General features: G+C 61.1%; 13 protein-coding genes. 8 read left to right on the forward strand and 5 right to left on the reverse strand.

The features are described 5' to 3' along the window. Window positions 1-70 precede the first annotated feature (70 nt). A complete protein-coding gene (locus CCE89_RS10765; protein WP_086438106.1) occupies window positions 71-2,035 on the forward strand; it encodes a TIR domain-containing protein in 1,965 nt (654 codons plus the stop codon). A 20-nt stretch (window positions 2,036-2,055) separates the two neighbouring features. Here the strand turns inward: CCE89_RS10765 and CCE89_RS10770 are convergent, their stop codons facing one another. The 4 genes from CCE89_RS10770 to CCE89_RS10785 form a co-directional block, all read right to left on the reverse strand. Then, window positions 2,056-4,719, reverse strand: a complete 2,664-nt coding sequence (locus CCE89_RS10770; protein ID WP_143256024.1) for a CHAT domain-containing protein — start codon at window positions 4,717-4,719, stop codon at window positions 2,056-2,058. A 35-nt stretch (window positions 4,720-4,754) separates the two neighbouring features. Continuing rightward, window positions 4,755-4,961, reverse strand: coding sequence for a hypothetical protein (locus CCE89_RS10775; RefSeq protein WP_086438108.1), 207 nt, complete (start codon window positions 4,959-4,961; stop codon window positions 4,755-4,757). A gap of 144 nt (window positions 4,962-5,105) precedes the next feature. After that, complete coding sequence (locus tag CCE89_RS10780) at window positions 5,106-7,160, reverse strand: YadA family autotransporter adhesin (protein WP_159456646.1); 2,055 nt, start codon at window positions 7,158-7,160, stop codon at window positions 5,106-5,108. A 406-nt stretch (window positions 7,161-7,566) separates the two neighbouring features. Continuing rightward, window positions 7,567-9,072 (reverse strand): tryptophan halogenase family protein, encoded by a 1,506-nt coding sequence (locus CCE89_RS10785; RefSeq protein ID WP_086438110.1) that lies wholly within the window; start codon window positions 9,070-9,072, stop codon window positions 7,567-7,569. Window positions 9,073-9,311: 239 nt separating this feature from the next. On the opposite strand from CCE89_RS10785, the gene CCE89_RS10790 reads away from it, so the two are divergent. The 6 genes from CCE89_RS10790 (at window position 9,312) to CCE89_RS10815 (ending at window position 19,793) form a co-directional block, all read left to right on the forward strand. After that, window positions 9,312-12,416, forward strand: coding sequence for a TonB-dependent receptor (locus CCE89_RS10790; protein WP_086438111.1), 3,105 nt, complete (start codon window positions 9,312-9,314; stop codon window positions 12,414-12,416). A gap of 87 nt (window positions 12,417-12,503) precedes the next feature. After that, window positions 12,504-13,487, forward strand: a complete 984-nt coding sequence (locus CCE89_RS10795; protein WP_086438769.1) for a glycoside hydrolase family 16 protein — start codon at window positions 12,504-12,506, stop codon at window positions 13,485-13,487. Window positions 13,488-13,507: 20 nt separating this feature from the next. After that, window positions 13,508-14,569 (forward strand): LacI family DNA-binding transcriptional regulator, encoded by a 1,062-nt coding sequence (locus CCE89_RS10800; protein ID WP_086438112.1) that lies wholly within the window; start codon window positions 13,508-13,510, stop codon window positions 14,567-14,569. Further along, complete coding sequence (locus CCE89_RS10805; protein ID WP_086438113.1) at window positions 14,559-15,761, forward strand: MFS transporter; 1,203 nt, start codon at window positions 14,559-14,561, stop codon at window positions 15,759-15,761. Before CCE89_RS10800 ends, CCE89_RS10805 begins: the two co-directional genes overlap by 11 nt. A gap of 101 nt (window positions 15,762-15,862) precedes the next feature. Further along, window positions 15,863-18,238 (forward strand): glycoside hydrolase family 3 protein, encoded by a 2,376-nt coding sequence (locus CCE89_RS10810; RefSeq protein ID WP_086438114.1) that lies wholly within the window; start codon window positions 15,863-15,865, stop codon window positions 18,236-18,238. Window positions 18,239-18,326: 88 nt separating this feature from the next. Next, window positions 18,327-19,793, forward strand: coding sequence for a sugar MFS transporter (locus CCE89_RS10815; RefSeq protein ID WP_143256026.1), 1,467 nt, complete (start codon window positions 18,327-18,329; stop codon window positions 19,791-19,793). 63 nt (window positions 19,794-19,856) lie between these two features. Here CCE89_RS10815 and CCE89_RS10820 read toward each other — a convergent pair whose 3' ends face one another. Next, window positions 19,857-20,300, reverse strand: coding sequence for a potassium channel family protein (locus CCE89_RS10820; RefSeq protein WP_086438115.1), 444 nt, complete (start codon window positions 20,298-20,300; stop codon window positions 19,857-19,859). Window positions 20,301-20,375: 75 nt separating this feature from the next. Here CCE89_RS10820 and CCE89_RS10825 point away from each other — a divergent pair, with 75 nt between their 5' ends. Then, window positions 20,376-22,355: a hypothetical protein gene (locus CCE89_RS10825; RefSeq protein ID WP_086438116.1), complete on the forward strand. Its 1,980-nt coding sequence runs from the start codon at window positions 20,376-20,378 to the stop codon at window positions 22,353-22,355. Window positions 22,356-22,357 lie beyond the last annotated feature (2 nt).

The following is a 22,357-nucleotide window of genomic DNA, read 5'->3' on the forward strand; positions in this document are numbered from 1 at the left end:
GCCTGGGGCACTCTGCGAGTTGAATAGCGCCGTCTTGCCGTGCCCAGCGAAACCTGCGTATCTACACGGCATGGACGGGGGCTCTGAAACAGACACGCAACCACCCGATGTGTTCGTGAGTTATTCGCGGACCGACGAAGCCGCTGCCCGCCGGATCATCACCTTTCTCGAAAACGAAGGCCTTCGCGTGTGGTGGGACGGCATGCTCGGTGCCGGCGAAGTCTATATCCGCACGACCGAGCAGGCACTTGAGCAAGCGAGCGCCGTACTGGTGCTCTGGAGCGCCAGATCTGCCGATTCCAATTGGGTTCGCGACGAAGCGCAATCTGGCCGTGAGACCGACAGGCTTGTTCCGGTGTCGATCGATGGGACCCAGCCTCCGCTGGGCTTCCGTCAGTTCCAGTCGGTTGACCTGTCCGACTGGGATGGTGATCCACAGGCCCCACAGATACGCAATGTGCGCGATTCCATCGCGCGGCGGATCGAACGACCAGTTCAGCCCGTCGAGCCGCTCGATATGGCTCCGATGCCCTTGCTCGATGCAGCACCATCGACGCGCCAGAGCGGAAGGATCGTCTGGGGCGCGCTGGCCATCGCGGTCGCATTGGTAGTCGGAGTGCTCGGGTGGGCGTGGCTTGCGCCGGGCGATGGGGAAGAGGCGAGCAGCATCGCCATCCTGCCCTTCGACAACCTTAGCGAAGATCCTGACCAGGATTACTTTTCGAGCGGCCTGGCCGAAGAAATGCGCCAGGTGCTCAGCCAGAATGGCGCGCTGCAGGTTGCGGCGCAGACATCTTCGATCGAGGCTGCGGGCGCCGGCCTGGGGGCAGAGGCGATGGCGCAGGCTTTGGGCGTGCATTACCTGCTCGACGGAAGCGTGCGGCGCGACGGAGAAACCGTCCGAGTGACCGTGCAACTGATCGACGGGACAACCGGCTTCGACGTCTGGTCGGAAACCTATGAGCGATCGCTCGACGATATCTTTGGCGTCCAGTCGGATATTGCAAGCCGCATCGCCGACGCGCTGCAGCTGCAAATGGCGAGCGGCGAAGGCGAGGCGGGACGGATCGGCGGGACGGACAACCCCGCCGCCTACGACGCGTTCCTGAAGGGCCAGTCGCTCTATGACCTCGCCCTCGACGAAGACACAGACCGGGCGGCCATGCGCCAGTTCGAGCTCGCGATCGAGGCCGACCCGGACTATGGCGCGGCCTGGGCCTCTCTGGCCCGCGTGCAGACCCTGATTGCAAACAGCTATCCGACCGATCGCCCCCTTTCGGAGGCCTATGGGGAGGCGATCGTTTCGGCCAACAAGGCAGTCGAGGTTGCACCCAGGCTGGCCCGGTCGCATGCGGCGCTCGGCTTCGTGCTGCTCAACGGACGGCTGGATGCAGCCGCCGCCGAAGGCCATTTTCGCGAAGCCTACCGGCTGGGCAGTGGCGATGCCGATATCCTGCTATCCTATGCGACCTTCGCCGCGCGCATCGGCGATTTCGACGAAGCGCGTGAGGCGATCGAGCGGGCGCGAAAGCTCGATCCGCTCAATGCCGTGGTCCGGCGGAGCGAGGCCCTGATCCATTATGCCGCTGGCGATTATGGTGCCGCGGTGGAAGCGGCGCGCGCAGCGCTGGAAATCAACCCGGAGATGAGCGTTGCCCATCGGATTATCGGGGACGTCGCCTATCTCGAAGGCGATTATAATGCTGCTCTCAAAGCCTATGAAGCGGAGCCCAGTGGCTTGAGCCGCCTGCCGGGGATCGCCCTGGTCGCGGCGAAGCAAGGCAATCGCGCTAGAGCGGTCGAAGCACTGGCCGAACTACGCCGTGAATATGGTTCGAACAGTCTCTACCAACAGGCGCAGGTCGCTGCGCAGTCTGGAAACTCCGCAGAAGCATTGTCCGAACTTGAAGGCGCATTCGCAGCGAACGATTCCGGCCTGGTCCTGATGCGCAACGATCCGATGTTTGCGCCGATCAAGGAGGATGCGCGATTTACCGCATTGCTTCAGCGGATGGGCTTCTCCGCGCCCGACTAGGCATGGCGCGTGCTGCTTGCTCAGAAATCGATATCGACGCGCTCGTCCTCGCCAGGCGCAAGGCATTTGCCGCCGATCTTGATTGAAGAAATCATTCCGGGCGGCACATTCCAAGCCCTGCTTACCTCGCGGGACAATTCTGCCAGCCGTGCATCGGCAAGCATATGGGCGCTACCGAGAATCTCCGGGTCTTCGCTTGTAAAGCCACGCGCCTGATAGACTATCCGAAGCGGTTTGAAGGCGTAGACGCCTTGCGGATATGGGGTCGGCGGCGGCGACATGTCGAAGTTCTCGTCTGACGCCAGCGTGACTTCGGCTTCGTCGAGCGAGTTGCAGTCGAAATCGACATAGATCTCGGCCCGCCGGTTGCTTGGCTCGACCTCGCCATCGTTCGTTTGGACGATGGGCAGTTCTTCCGCGAATGCGAGGAGGGTTGTGGTTTTGGAACGCCCTTCACGCCTTGTTCGAAGCGCTTCGGCGGCCGCTCGGGCGCGTTCGAGTGACAGGTCGATGTTGAGATCGAGCGGACCGGAACTGTCGGTAAACCCCGCGATGACGAGGCGGCTTTCTGGGCAATCGAGCGAGTAGGCTTGCTGGTTGAGCCGCCGCCGGTTCTCCTCGTCGAGCTGACCGCTCGCAAGGTCGAAGTGAACAGTCGTAAGCAGCCCGTCGCAAAAGCCGGGCGGTCTGAAAAAGTTCAATTCATCGGCATTGGCTCTCGGGGGGAGCCCAGCGGCCTGCAAGGTTTCGCTGCGATAGGCTGACGGCCATTCCCCTTGCGCTTCACCGGTGGCGGGCGGGACCGATGCCGAAACCGTCTGGAAACTCTGCCCGATGATCGCAGGGTATTCCAATGTTTCGGCCGTTTCAGGCACATAGCGCGCTGAACCGTAGCCTTGAGCAGGAGCTTCGGGCCAGTCAGGAAGCTCTCGGAGCCTGTATGAGCTTGTTCTATTGTCCCCGGCCCCAAGAATTTCTCCAGGCATTTGAGGCCAGTTGCTCACAACTTCGTCGCCGCTCTTCAGTTCGAGGAGATAGAAAGTTTTTCCTGAATTCGCGTCCACGATCTGACGGGCGGCTACAATCCGGCGTCCCTCTTCATCGCGTGTCGGCAAAGGTTGTCGTTCGCCGCCCAACTGACCGAACGAATTGGGCGGAATCGAACCATTCGCTCCGGCTTCCGAACGGCCATTCCTTTGACCGGATATCAGGACAGCCGGGTTTGTGGTTGATGCAGCTTGAGCGGTCGCATTGAGCGAAGCGGTTTCCTGGTTGCCGGACGTGTTTTGCGCGATTGGGCCCGGTGTGAGAAAAGGCGGGGAGGCTGTCTCGGGCGATGCCGCCGCAAGAGAGCCGGACACATCAGCGTCACCTGGAGTTCCCCTTTCAGGCCACGCGAAGAATGCCCCGATACCTACGATCCCCGCCAGTCCTGCCATGGTGGCGATTTTCGCGTTGCGCGATGCCAGGAATCCGCCTGTCGCAGTCGGCGCCTCTGCAGTGACAGCGGTTGGTTTCGCGGCTGCACCTGTCATTGCGTCGTCGACAAAATGGATCCTGTCCGTATCGCCCGAGGTATAAAGCGCGGGCGTGATAAGCTCGACCTGCGTGCGCTCGTCGGCGTTGTTGGCGATCGCGCACCGGCCCATCGTGACGGCGCTTGCAATGGTTTCGCCATCGGTCAGCGCGCTGTAGAAATCCTGCGAGAAATTGATCGCGGCATCGTCCGAAACCGGCTGCTGCATGGCGACAACGAAGGGAATATTGAGCCGCTGGAGCAGGTTCTGCGCAACGCCCGCCATTGGCAATTCACGCGAGGTTTGCCCGCTCTGGCAGGAATTGAGAATGACGAGCCAGGGCCGCCTGTTGAGCAGCAGATTGCGCAGCGTTTCGGCGCTTACCTTGTCGGAGATGCCCTTTTGATCCGTCTCGAAATAGAGATAGCCGCTGTCATCATGGAACGCGCTATGACCGATGTAATGGATGACATGAGGCTTCCACTCCATGACCTTGCGGCGGAACTGATCGCGGGTCACGGCGGGCAGCGATTCAACTGCGAAATCGCTCGATCCCGATTTGACGAGTTCGTCGATACGCCGCTGGATGTTGCCAAGTTCGACGTGAGTATCGAGGTCTTCCCTCGGATTGGCGGCGGCGACAAGAATACGGATCGGACGCTCGATCGGGGGCGGCAGCTCGCTCTGTGCATCCAGCCGGCGCACGATGTTCGTCCGCGAGAAAATTGCGAGAAACTGGTCTTTCTCGCCTCCGAGATAGAGCGACTCCCAGGGAATCGCGGACAGTTCTGCGGCTTGTGACAGGTCGAATTCGATATCGACCCCGTCGTTGCTGTTCATGCGCTCCTTGAGCGCGCCGACCGTCTCTGTGCCTTCGTTCCCAGCATCGAGATTGATGACGCTGGCGAGCAGGCGGCTCCCGATCTCTTTGAGAGTGGGCAGATTGGCAGCCTGGAAAAACCTTGCCTCGGGCGTGAGGTCATCTGCGGCGCGGCGAAAACTGCGGTTGGGCGCGCTTTCGGACTGGTCAACCTCTGCCCACAAGTCCGATATGTCTGGCGGCAACCGTGTTGTGAAGCGGTATACCGATCCTGTCCGTCTGACGGTGACCTCGTAGAGGCCATCACCCTCAGGTGCGAATGCAATCTGCCAGCGATTCTTGCTCACCCGTCGGTCTCCGACTGGAAGGCAGGCGTCTGAGGTTACCGGTCGCCGTCGTTCCCACGCATTCGGCGATCGCCGTCGTTCCCACGCATTCGGCGATCGCCGTCATTTCCGCGCATCTTGCGATCGCCGTCGTTGCCACGCATTTGCCGGTCGCCGTCATTGCCGCGCATTTGCCGGTCACCGTCATTTCCGCGCATCTTGCGTTCTTCTTCCCTTTCGGGGTTCGTGTTCTTGTCGGTCATTTTGACTTCCCCCTTTTGATGAATGGAAGGATACGCCTAAACGGGGAATGCGGCAAGCAGCCCGAATTCATCGGGAAATTTCGGCGTTCGTCCCGCCTCTGAAATAGTGTTGCCGAGCAGACGCGAGAACAACCTCGCGTGCGTTCAGAATTCTCCCGCGAGCCCGACGGTTGCTCCTGTATTCTTGCCCCCACCGTGGCTTATGCTCGCAGTGAGCATGAACGGAGTATCGCTCTTGAACCGGTGCGCGAGGCCGAGGCTGAAGGCGTATTCGCCCCTGAACGTGGATCCCTTGCCAATATAACTGGTCTTGCCCGGAACAGAGGGGAAGGGCGCGTCAGCCTGCGCCATGGCTGCGGCGACCCCGCGCCGATAGTCCCGGTCCAGATTGTCGAGCTGGAAGTTGAGATCTGCAAGACCCGCTTCGAGCGTTCCGACACGGTTCGACAGGGCGGAGAACTGCGCGTCGGAGACTGCGGCGATGTGGTCCATCGCGATGCGGACGTTGGCGACCGAGGCGGCGCTTGCCCCTTGCTGGCGACCGAGCGTGCCATTGGCATCGATCGTCACGACATCGACCGGACCTTCCTGCGCCGCGGTGGAGGCGGCGATGTCACCGATCGCCACGCTCGAACCCACGCCGCCCAGCATGACCTGATTGTTGGCGGTGGTTGTGGCATTGGCACCGATGGCGGTTGCGCCGGTGTTGGCCGCGATCGCATCGGCGCCGACAGCGGTGCTGTTTGTCGCGGTCGCGCGGGTTGTCTCGCCGATTGCAACCGAATTGCTGCCTGCAGCGGAGGCATCGAAGCCGACCGCCGTGCCGCGCGAACCGGCATCGGTGCGGTAGCCGATCGAGACGCCGCCCGACGCCGAAACCGCCGTCTGACCCAGGGCAAGCGCCTGGTTGGCAGCAGAGGCTTGCGAGCCGATAGCGACGGCATCGGCACCGGTCGCACCGGCGCGATCACCGATCGCCACGGTCCTATCGCCCGAGGATGCCGCATCATAACCGATCGCCGTACCGCGTGTGCCAGTGGCGGCATCGGTGCTGAAACCGATCGCAGTACCACCGAGGTTGGAGCTCGACACAGCGCCCAAAGCCAGTGTGTCTGCACCCAGCGCCTGCGATCCCGCACCAAGCGCCGTCGCATTGATTGCGCTTGCTATTGCACTCGCGCCAATCGCAGTGGAATCAGCGGCGGAAGCGTTGGCAAGATTACCGAACGCCGCGGCACAATCGCCCTCCGCGTTCGCATCGGCGCCAACCGCGGCGCTGTTCACATTCCCGGCAAAGGCATCAAAACCGATGGCGATGGCATTGTCGGCGTCGGTGCCAGCGCTGCCGATGGCGATGCTATTCGCGCCGCTTGCCGATGCGCTACCGGCAGACGCACCGGTGGCAAAGTAGGCGAGCTTGGCGGCGGTCGATGCGGAGCTGCCTTGCAGGGTTTCGATCGCTGAGGAATTGCTCGCAATGGCAGCTGCGTTCGTCGAACTCGCGCTCGCGTTCACAGCGATGGCTGAAGTGTTGTTGTTGATATCCTCCATGTTTGCCGCGATGCCGCTGGCGTTCGCGCCGATATCTGCAGAATTGGCAACAATCGCCGCGCCGAGCGAGCTGATCGCCGATGTATTGCTATCGGCGCGCGCCTGTGCGGCGGAGGCCGCGTCGCGCGCGGTCTGGTCCACGGTGATCGCGCCGACCGATGCGATTGCGTCTGTGAGCTGACCTACCGTGGCTGCGTCGCTGGCCGCGATGCCATTGGCGAGGTTGGTTATCCGCCGCTCGTTGCCAAGGCTACCAATCGCTACGGTATTTTCGGCGCTCGTTTGCGATCCCGCACCGATCGCAACCGAGTTTGCGTGGGCTGCAGAGGAGCCGAAACCCATGACCGTTGAATTAGCGGCTATCGCCCGAGCGCCTACTCCCACTGCGGAGGCCCCATTTGCGCTCGCTTGGGTGATCGCGCCTCCGGTCGCGATTCCGTCGCCATCACCTCCGATAGCGATCGCGCCTTCACCAATCGCCGAAACGTCATTGCCTATCGCTAGCGCACCCGATCCTTCTGCCGTGGCATTGTTGCCGATCGCGTTCGCACCGTCGCCTGTGAACACGTTTCCGGATGCCGAAGCGTTGGGGCCGCAGGCCAGATCCTGCCCGCCAGTTCCATCCGATAATTCGGTGCTGTCAATCAAGGCGTCGGCTCGGCCATTGCCATTCGTATCGAGGAGGCATTCGCTGGCGAACGCATCGTTCGGTGTTAGGGGAAGCCCGGCGATAACAAGTGCGGTCGAGGCAACCAACCATCTATGAACCGTGGCTTTCGGTTGGCGAGCCAATGCTTGATCTCCTCAGCTTCAAGGGCGGCTGAAGCGACAGTCTCAGCCTCTCAAAAAGACGGCGCGAATGGGTGATATTCAGATATCGGCGCGTAAGAGTGTAGCGCACACGCTGGAGCATATCCCCGCTTGCAACGACGTTTCCGGGTGAAGATCACCTGTCGGCAAGCCTGTCACAAGAGCGCAGGCGCTGAGTTAGCGGGTTTTAATGATCGACGCCGTGAGGGAAGGTGGCCGCCTCGACGGATGAATTCGACTGAGATCAAGCCGGCGCGGGGCAGTACTTTGTCAGATATTCGCCGTGTCCAGGCATTTGGTTGACTGCAAAACGGATCGATTGCTCCATCTCGTGCAGCTCCTTGAGCGTTGTTTCACGGTCGAGCGTTTCGGCAACAGGATTATGCCCTTCCATCTGGATGCCCTGGCCCATCATAACAGCCGCCCAGCTGGTTTCCGTGAACAGCTCGTCTTCCTCGCGGAATATCTGTCCATTGCGCTTGAACAGCTCTACCTTCTCGGTGAGCGTGTCGGGCACACTCATTGTCCGGCAATAGTTCCAGAACTCGGAATCGTCGCGCCTGGTCGCATTGTAGTGCAGGATCAGAAAGTCGCGGATCCGGGCATACTCCTTGCCGGTGAGCCGATTGAATGCGTCTTCCTGCGTTTGCGTAATCCCATCCAGAGAAAGTACCGCGACCAGCTTGTTTAGACCGGTGTTGATGAGATGGATCGACGTGGATTCGAGCGGTTCCATGAACCCTGCCGATAGGCCCAGCGCGACGACGTTCTTGTTCCAGAACTTCTTGCGCCGTCCGGTAACGAACCGCAGGTGATTGGGCTCTGCCGTTGGCTTGCCGGCAATGTTGGCGACGAGGATATCGTGCGCTTCGTCGGCCGACATGTAGGCGTCGCAATAGACGTGACCATTGCCGTTGCGATGCTGCAGCGGAACTTGCCACTGCCATCCAGCGGCGTGGGCGGTGGCGCGCGTGAAAGGCGGGGGTGGGCTGCCGTCGTCGCGATTGCAGGGCAGGGCGACAGCGCGGTTGCAAGGCAGCCAGTGGGTCCAGTCCTCGTAGCCGGTCTCCAGCGCCTGTTCGATCAGCAAGCCGCGAAAGCCCGAGCAGTCGATGAACAGGTCGCCTTCGAAACGCTCTCCGCTTTCCAGCGTGACCGCGTTGACGAAACCGCTTTCTGCATCCAGTTGGACGTCCTCGATACGGCCTTCCTGACGCACTACGCCGCGCGTTTCCGCATATTTGCGCAGGAAACGCGCATAAGCGCTCGCATCGAGGTGATAGGCGTAATTGACCGGCGGAAGATCGTCGCGATTGAAGTCCTCGGTTCGCGCAAACCTGCCGAAATAGGCGGCCATGGTTTCCACGTTGAACGCCTGGATCGGCCGCTTGTCGCCCATCTCGCGCATCTGGTGCCACACGTGGTGAAACGAAATTCCCCCCATGTTATAGCCGTAGGCGCCGAAGGGGTGGATGTAGCTTTCTCCCACATCGCCCCAATTCGAGAACTGGATGCCGAGCTTGAATGTACCTTGGACGGAGCTCAGCATTTCACGCTCGTCGATTTCGAGCAACTGATTGAACTCCACGAAGGGCGGGATGGTCGCTTCGCCAACCCCTACCGTCCCAATGGCTTCGGACTCGATCAGCGTAACGTCGAGTTCGCGCCCCTTTTTCAATCGGGAAAGGACAGCAGCGGCCATCCATCCGGCGGTACCGCCGCCCACGATAACGATCTTGTCTATTGCCATGACTTTCCTACTCGCATTTTCGGAGCCGTTTTGCCAGCGCTGAGCTCGATAATGTGAACGTTCATTTTTACTCTTGTGAACGCTCACAATTTTGCGTATGTCATAGTCAGACAAGGGCGGCCTTGAATGTCGCTTTCGTTTTGGGGAGGTAAACTTTGTCACGTTTTTCGACGCTATCAGCGCCTTCGCGGCGCTTTCTCGCTTTGAGCACCGCTTCGGGTCTCGCACTCAGCGCTGTCATGGCGGCTCCGGCCTACGCGCAGGACGCCGATTCCGAAGAGGCGGAAGCTCCCGCCGAAGAGAATGTAATCATCGTCAGCGGCTTCCGCGCATCGCTCGAGAATGCGCAGAACATCAAGCGCGACGCGGACACGTTCGTCGACGCGATTACTGCCGAAGATATCGGTGCGCTGCCTGACCGTTCAGTGGCCGAATCGCTCCAGCGCGTTCCCGGTGTGAATATCGGCCGCTTCGAAAAAACGTCCGACCCGGACCGTTTCTCGGTCGAGGGCACCGGCGTCATCATTCGCGGGCTTCCCTATGTTCGTTCGGAACTGAACGGCCGCGACATCTTTTCCGCCACGGGCGGCCGGGTCCTGAGCTTCAATGACGTGTCGCCCGAACTGCTTGGCCGCGTCGAGGTTTACAAGAACGTCACGGCTGACATGGTCGACGGCGGTATCGCTGGCACCGTCAATCTTGTCACGCGCAAGCCTCTCGACAATCCGGGCTTCAATTTCGCCGGTACGATCGAGGCGAACTGGGGCGATCTCGCTGAAGAATGGTCGCCCGGCTTTTCCGGCATCATCTCGAACACCTGGGATACTCCTGGTGGCAGCCGTTTCGGCCTGCAGTTGGGCTATGCCAATTCCGAGCTGATCAGCCGTACCGATGCCTCGCAGCTGACCGATCCCTGCTATCGCGATGCAGGTCTCACCACGACCTGTATCCGCACCACGAATGTGTCCTCCAACGGTGTCGGCGATCCGACCGGCTTCGATGAAACCAACTTCCCTCCGGCTGGCACGGTTATTGCGCCCAAGGGCGCGGGCGTTCGCACGACCACGCTCGAGCGTGATCGCGAGGCGTTCTCCGCCGTCGCCCAGTTCGAAAGCGGTGACGGTCGCCTGACCGCGACTGCCGAGTTCCTGCGCGCTGAAACAAGCTTCTTCACCGACGAGTATGCCATGCTGGCATTGGTGAACAACGACGCGGGCTTCCCGGTCGAAGCGCCTGGCAGCACCTGGACCTTCGACGAGAACGGCGTTTTCCAGACCGGCGTCTTGACGCAGTTCGGTGGCGATTCCGGTCTTTCGCCCTGGGGCGGATTGCCGACCGAGTTGCTGCGCTTCCAGCGTGCGACCGATGCGACGACCGAAGACTTCTCCTTCGACGCCCAGTTCGAGGCGACCGACCGCCTGCGCTTCAATTTCGAACTGCAGCACATAGGGTCCAAGCTTCGCCAGGATTCGATCATCGGTGTGATGAATACCTTCTCGGACCTGCGTATCGACAACACCGGCAACACCCCGCAGGTCGAGTTCCTCGAACCGCAGGGTTCGCCCAACAACATCTTCGATGATGCGGCTTACACCTATTACTGGTTCCTGCTCGACAGCAAGGCGCGCAACGAAGGCGAGCTCGACAGCGTGCGCTTCGACGCCGAATACGACATCAGCGACGAAGGCTTCTTCAAGCGTGCAAGTTTCGGCACGCGCTGGGCGGAGCGGGGCCGTGTCACCCGCGACACCAACTTCCAGAACTGGGGCACGCTCGGCGCGCCCTGGACGGGTCGCCAGGGCAACTGGAACTGTGCGGACCCTCAGGCCTATGGTTGCGGTGGTGCCTATCCTGCCGATTTCCCGGAGGCTTCGGCATTTCGCACTCCGTTCGCGGACAATTTCCAGCGCGGCAACGCCCCGATCCCGAACCCGAGCGGAGGCGGATACTTCTTCGGCGGAGACGATTTCATCGGCGAGTATCTCGATGGAACGACCACTCAGCAGGGCCTTGCGATCACCGCGTTCAGCTTCCCCAACTTCCTTCCGGAGCAGTGGACGCCGCTTGCGGATGGCTTCACCGACGACCAGGTCTCCGATGTCATCGAGCAGACGAAGGCGGGCTACGGCCGGATCGACTACGGCCTCGATTTCGACAATGGTTGGACGTTCGAGGGCAACTTCGGCCTGCGCTATGTCCACACCACGGTGAAGAGCCGCGGTGTCATCCAACTGCCGGATCCTGCGTTTTTCGATGACCCGACCAACAACGCGGGCGCAAATGGCGATGGCGTAGTCCAGGTCTCAGAACTGCAGTACCTGTGCAACAACAATCCCAACCCGACGGCGCAGATCGGCTATTGTGCGCTTTCCGATGCGCGGCTGGCAGAGTTCGCAGCGGCATATACCGGACAGGTTATCGTCGATGATCGAGATATTACGTTCGATCACTTCCTGCCCAGCTTCAACGCGAAGCTCGATGTAGGCGGCGGATTGCTGTTCCGTTTCGCGGTTTCGAAGGGCATTTCGCGCCCCGACCTTGCGCTGTTCCGTTCCGGCGGTACGGTTGCGGATAATACCGGCGACTTGCTTTCCGAAGGTACACTCGAAACCGGACCGCTGTTCCAGCTCTCGACCGGCAATCGCAATGTTCAGGCGACCGAGTCCTGGAACTACGATGTCTCGGCGGAATGGTACTTCGACGATGTCGGCTCGCTGACCGTCTCGGCCTTCCTCAAGGATATCAGCGGGATCGTCAGCAGCGGCGTCAATATCGTCAATTTCCCGGGCGGTGACGGGGAAGTCCCGGTTGAGATCAACGGACCGAGCAACGAGCTGGGTGGCACGCTGAAGGGCGTCGAAATCGCCTATCAGCAGGTCTATGACTTCCTTCCCGGACCGCTGAGCGGGCTAGGAACGCAGTTGACCTACACCTATGTCGACGCTGGTGATTTCACCAATGCCGACCTCGTCGGCAACCGTGGCACCTTCGCCTCGCGTCAGCCGCTCCAGGGCGTTTCGAAGCATACTGTTAACGCTACGGTATTCTACGAAAAGGGACCGCTCGCGATGCGTGCAGCCTACAACTGGCGCGACGACTTCCTGATCACACCGCGTGACGACATCTTCCCGTTCTCGCCGATCTGGCAGGAATCCACAGGGCAGCTCGACGCGTCGATCTTCTACGCGGTGACCGACAACATCAAGCTTGGCGTACAGGGCGTGAACCTCCTCGACGAGGTTACGCGGACCACGCAGGTTATCGACTTCGACGGAACGCGTCTGACACGTTCGGCTTTCCGCAACGATCGCCGCTTCACTTTCCTGGCGCGCTTCGACTTCTAAGCCGGGCCGCTGGCCTCAGATATGAGGGGAAATGGGCCTTTGCTTCTCGGCAAGGGCCCATATTCTTTGGTGAATGGAGAGATCTCGATGAAACGATATTCCTGCTCGGCTCTAGTCGGGCTTGCCGCCGTGCTTGGCGCCTGCAGCGCGACCCCGCCGCAAGCGACCGAGTTGTCTCAAGGTGATACCCCTCAAGCAGATGGTTGGGAGCTAGTCTGGTCTGACGATTTCGAGGGCGAAACGCTAGACCGGACCAAATGGGCACCAGAGGTGTCCTGCTGGGGCGGCGGAAACGAGGAGCGGCAATGCTACACCGATCGACCGGAGAATATCGAAGTGTCGGACGGATTCCTGCATTTGAAGGCGCGGCCGGAAAACTTCACCGGACCCAATCGCCCGCCTGAAATTGCCGGTGACGACAATGGCGAGCGGACCAAGCCCTACACCTCGGGCAAGGTGCGCACGCGGGGCCTTCACAGCTGGAAATATGCGCGGGTCGATGTTCGCGCCAAACCTCCGGGCGGGCAGGGTGCATGGCCGGCGGTATGGATGATGCCTGCGGACGACCACTACGGGCGTTGGCCGCTATCCGGGGAAATCGACATTCTCGAAGCGGTCAATCTAGGTGCCGAATGCCCTGAGTGCGATGGCGATGTCGGCGAAAATCGTACCACGAGTGCGCTCCATTTCGGGGACGTTTCCCCGAGGAACACCTATGTCGACCACCGTACCACTTTGCCCTCCAAGGCTTTGCCTTCAGACGATTTTCATGTCTGGAGCGTCGAATGGGGCGAAGGGCTTATCCGCTTCTTCCTCGATGGACGGCTTCACTTCGAAGTTACGCCGGAAGAGTGGTGGACTGCATCGGAAAAAGCGCAGGGCAACCCCAACGCGCCTTTCGACCAGCCATTTTATCTTATGGCGAACCTTGCAGTTGGCGGTGCATGGCCGGAAAGAGATAATGAGGGTGGTGTTGACGCCTCCGCATTTCCGAGCGAATTCATCATCGACTGGGTCAGGGTTTATCAGTGCGAAGGCGACCGCGAAACTGGCCGCGCGTGCATGCAGTGAGCGGACAGGGGTAAGAGAAGATGGCCAGGCGCCGCCAAGCGGTAACCATCAGGCATGTCGCCGAAGATGCAGGCGTTTCCCTGCAGACCGTAAGTCGTGTCATCAACAAGGAGCCGAATGTCCGCCCCGAAATGCAGGAGCGGGTGCAGGCTTCGATCGACAAGCTGGGCTATGTGCCCTCGATCGCGGCCCAGCGGATGAGTGGGTCCCGTTCCTACCTCATTCTTGCGTTGAATGACCGGGAGCGCACTCTCGCCGATTGGCGCGAACGGATCGGGACCGACTGGGTCGACCAGATGCTTCTGGGCGGAATGGAAACCTGCGCCAGGCATGGATATCGCATGATGGTCGAGTTGGTCGACACGCACAGCGACCATGTCGAGCGCGAATTGAGCGCAGCGATAGCCGCACTTCAGCCTGATGGCGTGATTCTGACCCCTCCGCACTCCGAAAACGAGTTGATCACGGGGCTCCTGGCGCGCCAGAAAATACCGTTCGCCCGGATTGGCTCGCGCGATCCTGGTCCGGGCATTCGGATGACAATGGACGACGAGCATTCCGCTCAGCTTGCGACCGAGCGCCTGATCGGCCTCGGGCATCGGCGGATCGGCTTGATCGCGGGTTCCGAGGAGTACAGCCTCAGCGGTTGGCGTATCGATGGCTGGAAGGCTGCAATGAAGAGCGCAGGTTTGCCGGTCGACGGACTGTGCGCGCGCGGCGACTTCGGCTTTGAGAGTGGCCTCGCGGCTGCACGACAATTGCTGCAACTGAACCCACGTCCGACGGCGATAATCGCGAGCAGCGACCAGATGGCGCTGGCAACACTCGAGACGGCGGCGAACCTGGCGATCGAGATACCGCGAGACCTTTCGGTTATCAGCTTCGACAATACGCCGATCGTGCGCTTTACGCGCCCTCCGCTCGCAGCAGTGGATCAACCTATCGCGGAAACAATCGCGCGCGCGGTTGAATTGCTGATCAATCCCAATAAGGATCCCCAGCCTGAAGAGACGATCAATGTCCAGGGTTGCCTGGTGGAGAGGGGATCGATTGGGCCTGCGCCAGGAGCCAATGACGGCTGACGAAGCCAGCGCCCGGCAACAACCGCTTTGGTTTCTCTTCTTGCTCGCCCTTGCGGTCGCGGGTGGCGCGGTCTCCTATATGCCCTTTCTCACCGTGCTTTTGCCGGTGCGTATAAATGCGCTGACGGGAACGGACGATGTTGCTGCCTTGTCCTATGCGACATTCGCGGGCGCGATTGTAGCGAGCCTGGCCAACATCCTGTTCGGTTGGTTGAGCGATCTTTCCGGCAGTCGAAGAGGCTGGATTCTGGCCGGCCTCGTGATCTCGGGCGCGATGCTGGTTTCTATGACCAGGGCCGAAACGCTCGGAGAGTTGATCGCGTTTCTGATGGTATGGCAACTCGGACTTAACATGATGCTCGGTCCCTTGTCCGCTTGGGCAGGGGACTGCGTTCCCGACAGGCAGAAGGGATTGCTGGGCGGATTTTTCGCTTTCGCGCCAGCACTTGGTGCACTTTCCGGGGCTTTAATTACAATTCCAGGCATTGCCGACACGCAAGGGCGGCTCTGGCTCATTGCTCTCATCGTCGCCGCGCTCGTCGTCCCGGCCCTGGTCATGGGAAAAGGGCGGGCAATGCCCCACCTGGTTCGTCCACGCATGGCAGATGAAGCTGACAAGCCGGATAGTTTGAGAAAACGTTCCGTCGTCGTGAACATGTGGGTCGCTCGCCTGCTCGTGCAGATCGCGGAGGCAGCGCTGTTCGCCTTTCTGCTCTTCTGGCTGCGCTCTCTCTCGCCCGATTTCAGCGAAAACAAGGCCGCCAATCTGTTCAGTCTGGCGGTTTGTATCGCGGTACCCGTTGCTCTGATCACCGGGAAATGGTCCGACAAGGCGAGCCGGCCTTTGCTCCCCTTATCAGTTGCAGCGGCGATCTCGGCGACCGGGCTGCTTGCGATGGCATTCTCCCAGTCGATTTCGCTCGCGCTCGCAGGCTACGTTCTCTTCGGAGTGGCATCGATGACATTCCTTTCGCTTCACTCCAGCCAGACCCTGCGCGTGCTTCCCAAACCGCAGCATCGAGGGCGCGATCTAGGCTTATTTAATCTTACGAATACATTGCCTTCGCTCATCATACCCGGCCTCGTCATCTCGCTGGTTCCAGGCCTCGGCTTCAGCGTGCTCTTCATGGTCCTTGCCGCTCTGGCCGTTCTTGCAAGCGTGCTTATCGCCGTATTCTCCAAGCCGATTTAGACGCTTGCTTTTTCAGTTGGCGCGTGCATATTCGTGAAATTGGGAACGTTCTCAAAGAACGGTTTGAGATACTTCCGGGGAGGGAATTAATCGTGAAGTTTATGCGTTTGCCCCTGGCGGCAATGGTGCTTGGCCTGGCCGGGTGTGCAACTGTGCCGCAAGATGCAGGCATGGCAGGAGAGGCCTCGACGCAAACCAGCGCGACGTCGGAAGATGCCGTTATCGCCGATCTCGTCGCGCGCATGAGTCTGGAGCGCAAGGTCGCGCAGCTCATCCAGCCGCAGATCAATTCCTTTACCGCAGAAGACATGCGTCGCTATCGCTTCGGCAGCTATCTCAATGGCGGCAACGGTGGGCCTTACGGTGACGAGTTCGCTCCTGCGTCCGAGTGGCTCCGATTGGCAGACGAGATGTGGGACGCTTCGACTGCGCCGCTGCCCGGTGATGAGCCTGTCATTCCGACCATGTGGGGAACCGATGCGGTCCACGGTCACACCAATGTCGTGCGCGCGACCATTTTTCCGCACAACATCGGACTCGGCGCGACCGGAGATCCGGATCTGGTGCGCCAGATCGGTGCGGCAACAGCGACCGAGATCGAAGTGACGGGCATCGACTGGAACTTCTCGCCGACCGTCGCAGTGGCGCGTGATGACCGTTGGGGCCGAACTTACGAAAGCTATTCCGAAGATCCCGAGATCGTAGCAGCCATGGGGGCCGCGCTGGTCGAAGGTCTCCAGGGGCGCAAGGGTGCAGACGATTTTCTGGGCAAAGGGCGCGTAATCGCCACTGCCAAGCACTTCTTTGGTGACGGCGGAACTGAACAGGGCGTCGACCAGGGTGACGTCAATGGCGACATCGAGGAGCTGAAGGCTATCCATGCAGTTCCCTATCCGGCTGCGATCGATGCTGGCGTCGAAGCGGTGATGGCGAGTTTTAACTCGATCAACGGCAAGAAAATGCACGGCAGCAAGGCCATGCTGACTGGCGTATTGCGCGGCGAAATGGGCTTTGACGGCCTGGTCGTCGGCGACTGGAATGGCCACGGCCAGGTGGCCGGTTGCACCGTCACCGATTGCCCGCAGGCGCTGCTCGCCGGGCTCGATATCTATATGGTGCCGGACGAATGGAAGCCCCTGCTCGAAAACCTGGTAGCGCAAGTGCAGGATGGAACGATCCCCATGGCCCGGCTCGACGAGGCGGTCGGTCGCGTGCTCAAGGTCAAGCTGCGGGCGGGACTGCTCGGTGAAGGTGCGCTCAAACCTTCTGCGCGGCCCAACGCCGGCGAGTACGAGAAGATGGGCTTCGCTCCGCATCGGGCGGTTGCGCGAGAGGCGGTCGCCAAGTCGCAGGTCATTCTCAAGAACAATGGCGTGCTTCCCCTGAAACAGGGCGCCTCGATTCTCGTTGCGGGCGAGGCTGCCGACAGCATCGCGCAAGCCTCGGGCGGATGGACACTGACCTGGCAGGGCGGGCGCGAGCTTACGAACGACTATTTCCCCGGTGCGACGTCGATCTGGTCGGGTATCGAACGGGCCGCGCGTGAGACAGGCGGCGACGCCACGCTCTCGGTCGATGGTGATTTTGCCGAACGGCCCGATGTCGCGATTGTCGTGTTCGGCGAACAGCCTTATGCCGAGTTTGCCGGCGACCGGAAGAACCTGGCGTTCGCTGATGAAGAGGGCCTCGCCCTACTGCGCCAGTTCGATGAGCAGGGCATTCCGACCGTTTCGGTTTTTCTCTCGGGTCGGCCCATGTGGGTCAATCGCGAGCTCAACGCATCTGACGCGTTCGTAGCGTCCTGGCTGCCCGGCAGTGAAGGCGCGGGCGTTGCCGATATCCTCTTCGGTAAGCGCGAAGCGACTGGCAGGCTCTCCTTCAGCTGGCCAGCCAGCTGCGCTGGCGAGCCGCTCAATGGTCCCGACGGCGCGCTCTTCCCGCTGAGCTATGGCCGGAATTTCGACGATGTTTCTCCCCTCGGTCAACTTGACGAGTCTTGCGCGCAATTCGATGGTGCAGCCGCGGCGGAATGGTACACCAATGGTCGCCTTGCGAGCGGAATCTTGGCTAGCGCAGGCGGCGTGGATCTGCCTAATCTGCGCGGACAGGCGGGCGGCATTATCGCTCGCGGTATCGACAAGGATCGGCAGGAAGATGCGCGCGAGATCGCCTTCTCGCCCGGTTCGACCCTGACGCTTTCACAGGAGGGTGAAGGCTCGGGCGGTTACCGCATCATCTATGCTCTTGCCAGTCGCCCCACCGGTCCGGTTAAACTGATGTCAGGGGATGCCGAGATCGATATCACGCAGCAGCTGATCCACGCAGACGAGAAAGGCTGGCGCGAAATGGTGATCTCGCAAGACTGCGCCTCTGGTCTCGGCGACAGTCTTGCGATCCGCTCGGAAGGCGCATTGATTTTGCGCGTATCCTCGATCGTGAGGCAGGAGCTGCCCGAAGGCACGAGCTGCTCTTTCTGACATGCAGACGTATTCGGATGGACGCCGCGCGTTGATGCGTTAGTCCATCCAATTGCCGCAGCAGCGGCATCTTGGGAGGACAATTGAAATGGCACTGGCACCCGACGTTGCGTCGAGCACCGATCCGAATCCGATAGAAGTCGACGATGACAGCCCGCCGGTAGACGCGCCGGGTCTGCAATATTTCGTCTTCGGCCTCTTCTTCATCTTCGGCGGCATCACCTCGCTCAACGACGTGATCATTCCGAAGCTGAAGGAGCTCTTCACGCTGAGCTGGACCGAGGCAATGCTCATCCAGTTCTGCTTCTTCATGGCCTATTTCATCGTCGGCATCCCCGGCGCAAAACTGGTCAAGAAGCTCGGCTACATGCGCGGCGCCGTGGCCGGACTCGTGACCATGATGCTCGGCTGCCTGCTGTTCATTCCAGCCAGCCAGACGGCGACTTACGGCATCTTCCTGCTGGCGCTCTTCGTGCTCGCCAGCGGTGTCGTGATCGTGCAGGTCGTTGCCAATCCGCTCATCAGCCTACTCGGCGCACCGTCGACGGCACATAGCCGCCTGACCTTTGCGCAGGCTTTCAACTCGCTCGGCACCACGATCTTCCCGATCGTGGGCACGATCGTAATCCTCGGCAGCCTTGCGACCGTGACGGCAGACCAGCTGTCCGGACAGGCGCTGGTCGAGTACCGCCAGGCCGAAAGCGAGGCGATCTGGAAGGGCTATCTCGGCGTTGCCGGACTGATCGGCATCGTGGCGCTGGCCGTCTGGTCGTTCCGCAACCGCCTGCCCCACGACCCCAAGATCATGGGCGATTCCGCATTCGTGACCAACAAGCGCTATGGAATGGGCCTCGCGGTTGCCGCAATCGGCGGCGTGACGGCGCTCCAGTTCAGCCCGCTGATCGGTCTCGCACTGATCTGTCTCGCACCTGCTGTCTGGCTCTACGACAACGACCTGATCAAGCGTACGCGCTTCGGTTTCGGGGCGCTGTGCATCTTCCTGTACGTGGGCGGTGAAGTCGCGATCGGTTCGGTCATCATCAACTATCTCACGCAGGAAAGCGTGATGGCGAATGGTGGTCCAGTGACGTCGTTCCTCAACCGCCTCTTCGGATTCGAATCCAACGAAGTCGAATGGATGATCGGCCTTTATTGGGGCGGCGCGATGGTTGGCCGTTTCATCGGCTCCTACTTCCTGCGCATCTTCTCGCCGGGCAAGATCCTCGCGTTCAACGCGACCATGGCGATCCTGCTGATCCTGCTGTCGACCAACAGCACGGGCGAACTGGCAGGCTTCTCGCTGCTGGCCGTCGGCCTCATGAACTCGATCATGTTCCCGACGATCTTCTCGCTGGCATGCGAAAAGCTGGGCCCGCGCGCGGCAGACGGTTCGGGGATCATCAACGTCGCCATCTTCGGCGGCGCGGTGGTGCCGCTGCTCTACGGCGTTGTTGCAGATGCGACCGGTGGCGACCTCGCCCTGGCGATGGTCATCCCGATCGTCTGCTACGCGGTGATCGCCTGCTACGGGATCTTCGCGCGGCGTCCGGCCTAGCCGATCACACCCTATGCCGGAGCCGCTCGAATGGCTCCGGCAAGCGCATTCGCCACACCGGTTTCAGTCGCCTGACGCGGCGAACTGGTCCGACCAGAGCCGCTCCATCATCAGGTAGGTGTAGGACGCGCTCCAGGTGATCAGGACGAGGCCGTTCAGACCTTCGATCCCGGCCATGAAGCGGGAGCCGCCGTGGGGCACAATGTCCCCGATGCCGAGCGTGGTGTAGCAGGCGATCGAGAAATAGAAGTAGTCGCTGAAAGGAATGTCCTGCGCTGTGTCGAGCGCATCGAGACTGCCGGCACCGAGAACTTCCAGCAGGTAGAAGCCAACGGCGTAAAGCATGACTTCGACGATGTGGATGGCGAAGAGCGCGAAGATCACGACCAGTAGTGGCCGCTTGAAGAACCGGACCTCCTGGTTGAAGCGATAGGCGAAGGATCTCAGCAGCGCGAAGTGGAGGAAGAACGTTCCTACGACCAGCGCGGCAGACAAGACGAATTCCATCCGACATCCCCCATTTGACGCAGAGCAAGAGCATCAGCCAATTGCCCGTCTGCGACAGCATGCTACAGCAGTGCAATGGCCTTCGACAACTCCTCGGGCTTTGCATCGACCGATGCGTTGCGCCTCTTCAGTATAGGCGTGACCGGGCATCGGGAGGGTAATGCCAGCTACGATGCCAATGAAGGCGCGATCAGGCAGGCATTCGAAGAACTGCTCGATGCCATATCGCAGCGCTTGGCGAAGCTCGAAGGCAAGGTGCCGCCTGACCTGAGGCTGGTCACCAATCTCGCCCACGGATCCGATCTCATGGCAGCAGAGGTCGCGCTGGACCGGGGAATTGGCGTGCTGGCGCCGCTTCCTTTCGGAAAGAGCGTAAATCTGGCTCTCAACACGCCCGATGTCGAACTGGATGAGGCCGCCCGGATGGCAGGAGGTGCGCTGCCGGAAGGCGAGCGGCAGAATGCCCATTTCGCCCGCCACTGCGACGTGCTCGACCGCGCGCAATGTTTCGAGCTGGCCGATCAGGACAAGCGGCTGCGCGAACGGCTTGAACGCCTCGTCGCCAATCCTTCCAACCGCGGATTCCAGCAGGATTTCGACAATCTGGTTGCCAAGCGTTCCAAGGCCGCCAGCCAGATCACGGTCGAGCAATCGGACCTGTTGATCGCGATCTGGGACGGCGTGGCGACAAGCGCGCGGGGCGGCACGCGCGACACCATGGCGGCTGCGCTCGCCGCCGACATACCCGTTGTGTGGCTCGATGCGCGCGATCCCACGCGCCTCCATTGGCTGGATGATCTGGGCGATCTGGCCGTGGCGGGCGAGCGCGAAAGGGTGGCAGGGTTCGACACGGTGCTCGAGCGGGTGGAGCAGTGCGCCGACACCGACTGGACGGCGCTGGCCAATGCGAGCGACGAGTTCCGCCGTAGCCAGTGGCGGCCCACCTCACGGCGGCGGTTCCATGCGTACCGGCGCACCGAAACGATGTTCTCTGGCGAGGGGAAGCCATTTCGTTCGATCAAGCAAACTTATGAGTCCCCCGATGCAATCGGCGTAGGCAGTGCGCGCGAAATGCTCACCGAGATCGAGGCCTTGCCGCGCAGCGACAGGCGCTTTCCCGAAAAGCTGCGCGAGACGCTGCTCCCGCGGTTCGCATTCGCCGATGGTATCTCGACCTATCTCTCGGATGCCTACCGCGGCGGCATGGTCGCAAGTTTCGTGCTGTCGGCAGCGGCGATCATCGGGGGCGTTGCTTACCTGCCGCTGGTCCCTGCAGACTACAAATGGCCCTTCGCCCTGCTGGAGCTCATCCTGCTGCTCATAATCGTCGCGATCACCGTCGCCGGTTCGCGCGGCAAGTGGCACACGCGTTGGTTTCGCATGCGCCGTGTCGCAGAATACCTGCGCGCCGCGCCGATAACGACCGCAATCGGCAGTGGGCGGGCGAAGGGGCATTGGCCCGCTTCGCGCGACGAGGGCTGGCCCGAACTGTTCGCTCGGCAGACGATCCTGTCGACCGGCCTGCCGCACGTCCAGGTGACGCAGGACTATCTCAAGCAGCATCTGACCCGGCTGATGAAGCCCTATCTGGTGTCCCAGCGCGACTATCATCGGGCGAAGTCGCATCGGCTCGAGCGGGTGCATCACAACCTCGACACGATGTCGGAAACACTGTTCATCCTCGCGATCATCTCGGTCGGCAGCTATCTCGCGCTCGTGGGCGGGGCGGCGCTCGGAATGGTCGATTATTCCGTGCCCAAGACGCTGAGCAAGACGATGACCTTCCTCGGCGTGGCTTTCCCGACGCTGGGCGCAGCGATCGCCGGCATCCGCTATTTCGGTGATTTCGAAAGGTTCGCAGCAATTTCCGACGTAAGTGCGGAACGGCTCGACCGGCTCATCCACAGGGCCGAGGTGCTTCTCGAAGGCAGCGAGGAAGAAGTCAGCTATGCCGACTTCGTCGCGCTCGCGCACGCCATGAACGATGTCGTGATCGAGGAAATCGAAAGCTGGCAATCGATCTTCGGCACCAAGAAAATGTCGGTGCCGGTGTAGTC

The sequence above is a fragment of the Altererythrobacter xiamenensis genome (assembly GCF_900177715.1).
Classification (GTDB): domain Bacteria; phylum Pseudomonadota; class Alphaproteobacteria; order Sphingomonadales; family Sphingomonadaceae; genus Erythrobacter; species Erythrobacter xiamenensis.

Excerpts from the sequence above, each read along its gene's own strand:
- CCE89_RS10765 (WP_086438106.1), top strand. The coding sequence starts at position 71 with ATGGACGGGGGCTCTGAAACAGACACGCAACCACCCGATGTGTTCGTG.
- CCE89_RS10775 (WP_086438108.1), bottom strand. The coding sequence starts at position 4,961 with ATGACCGACAAGAACACGAACCCCGAAAGGGAAGAAGAACGCAAGATG.
- CCE89_RS10785 (WP_086438110.1), bottom strand. The coding sequence starts at position 9,072 with ATGGCAATAGACAAGATCGTTATCGTGGGCGGCGGTACCGCCGGATGG.
- CCE89_RS10790 (WP_086438111.1), top strand. The coding sequence starts at position 9,312 with ATGGCGGCTCCGGCCTACGCGCAGGACGCCGATTCCGAAGAGGCGGAA.
- CCE89_RS10795 (WP_086438769.1), top strand. The coding sequence starts at position 12,504 with ATGAAACGATATTCCTGCTCGGCTCTAGTCGGGCTTGCCGCCGTGCTT.
- CCE89_RS10800 (WP_086438112.1), top strand. The coding sequence starts at position 13,508 with ATGGCCAGGCGCCGCCAAGCGGTAACCATCAGGCATGTCGCCGAAGAT.
- CCE89_RS10805 (WP_086438113.1), top strand. The coding sequence starts at position 14,559 with ATGACGGCTGACGAAGCCAGCGCCCGGCAACAACCGCTTTGGTTTCTC.
- CCE89_RS10810 (WP_086438114.1), top strand. The coding sequence starts at position 15,863 with ATGCGTTTGCCCCTGGCGGCAATGGTGCTTGGCCTGGCCGGGTGTGCA.
- CCE89_RS10815 (WP_143256026.1), top strand. The coding sequence starts at position 18,327 with ATGGCACTGGCACCCGACGTTGCGTCGAGCACCGATCCGAATCCGATA.
- CCE89_RS10820 (WP_086438115.1), bottom strand. The coding sequence starts at position 20,300 with ATGGAATTCGTCTTGTCTGCCGCGCTGGTCGTAGGAACGTTCTTCCTC.
- CCE89_RS10825 (WP_086438116.1), top strand. The coding sequence starts at position 20,376 with ATGGCCTTCGACAACTCCTCGGGCTTTGCATCGACCGATGCGTTGCGC.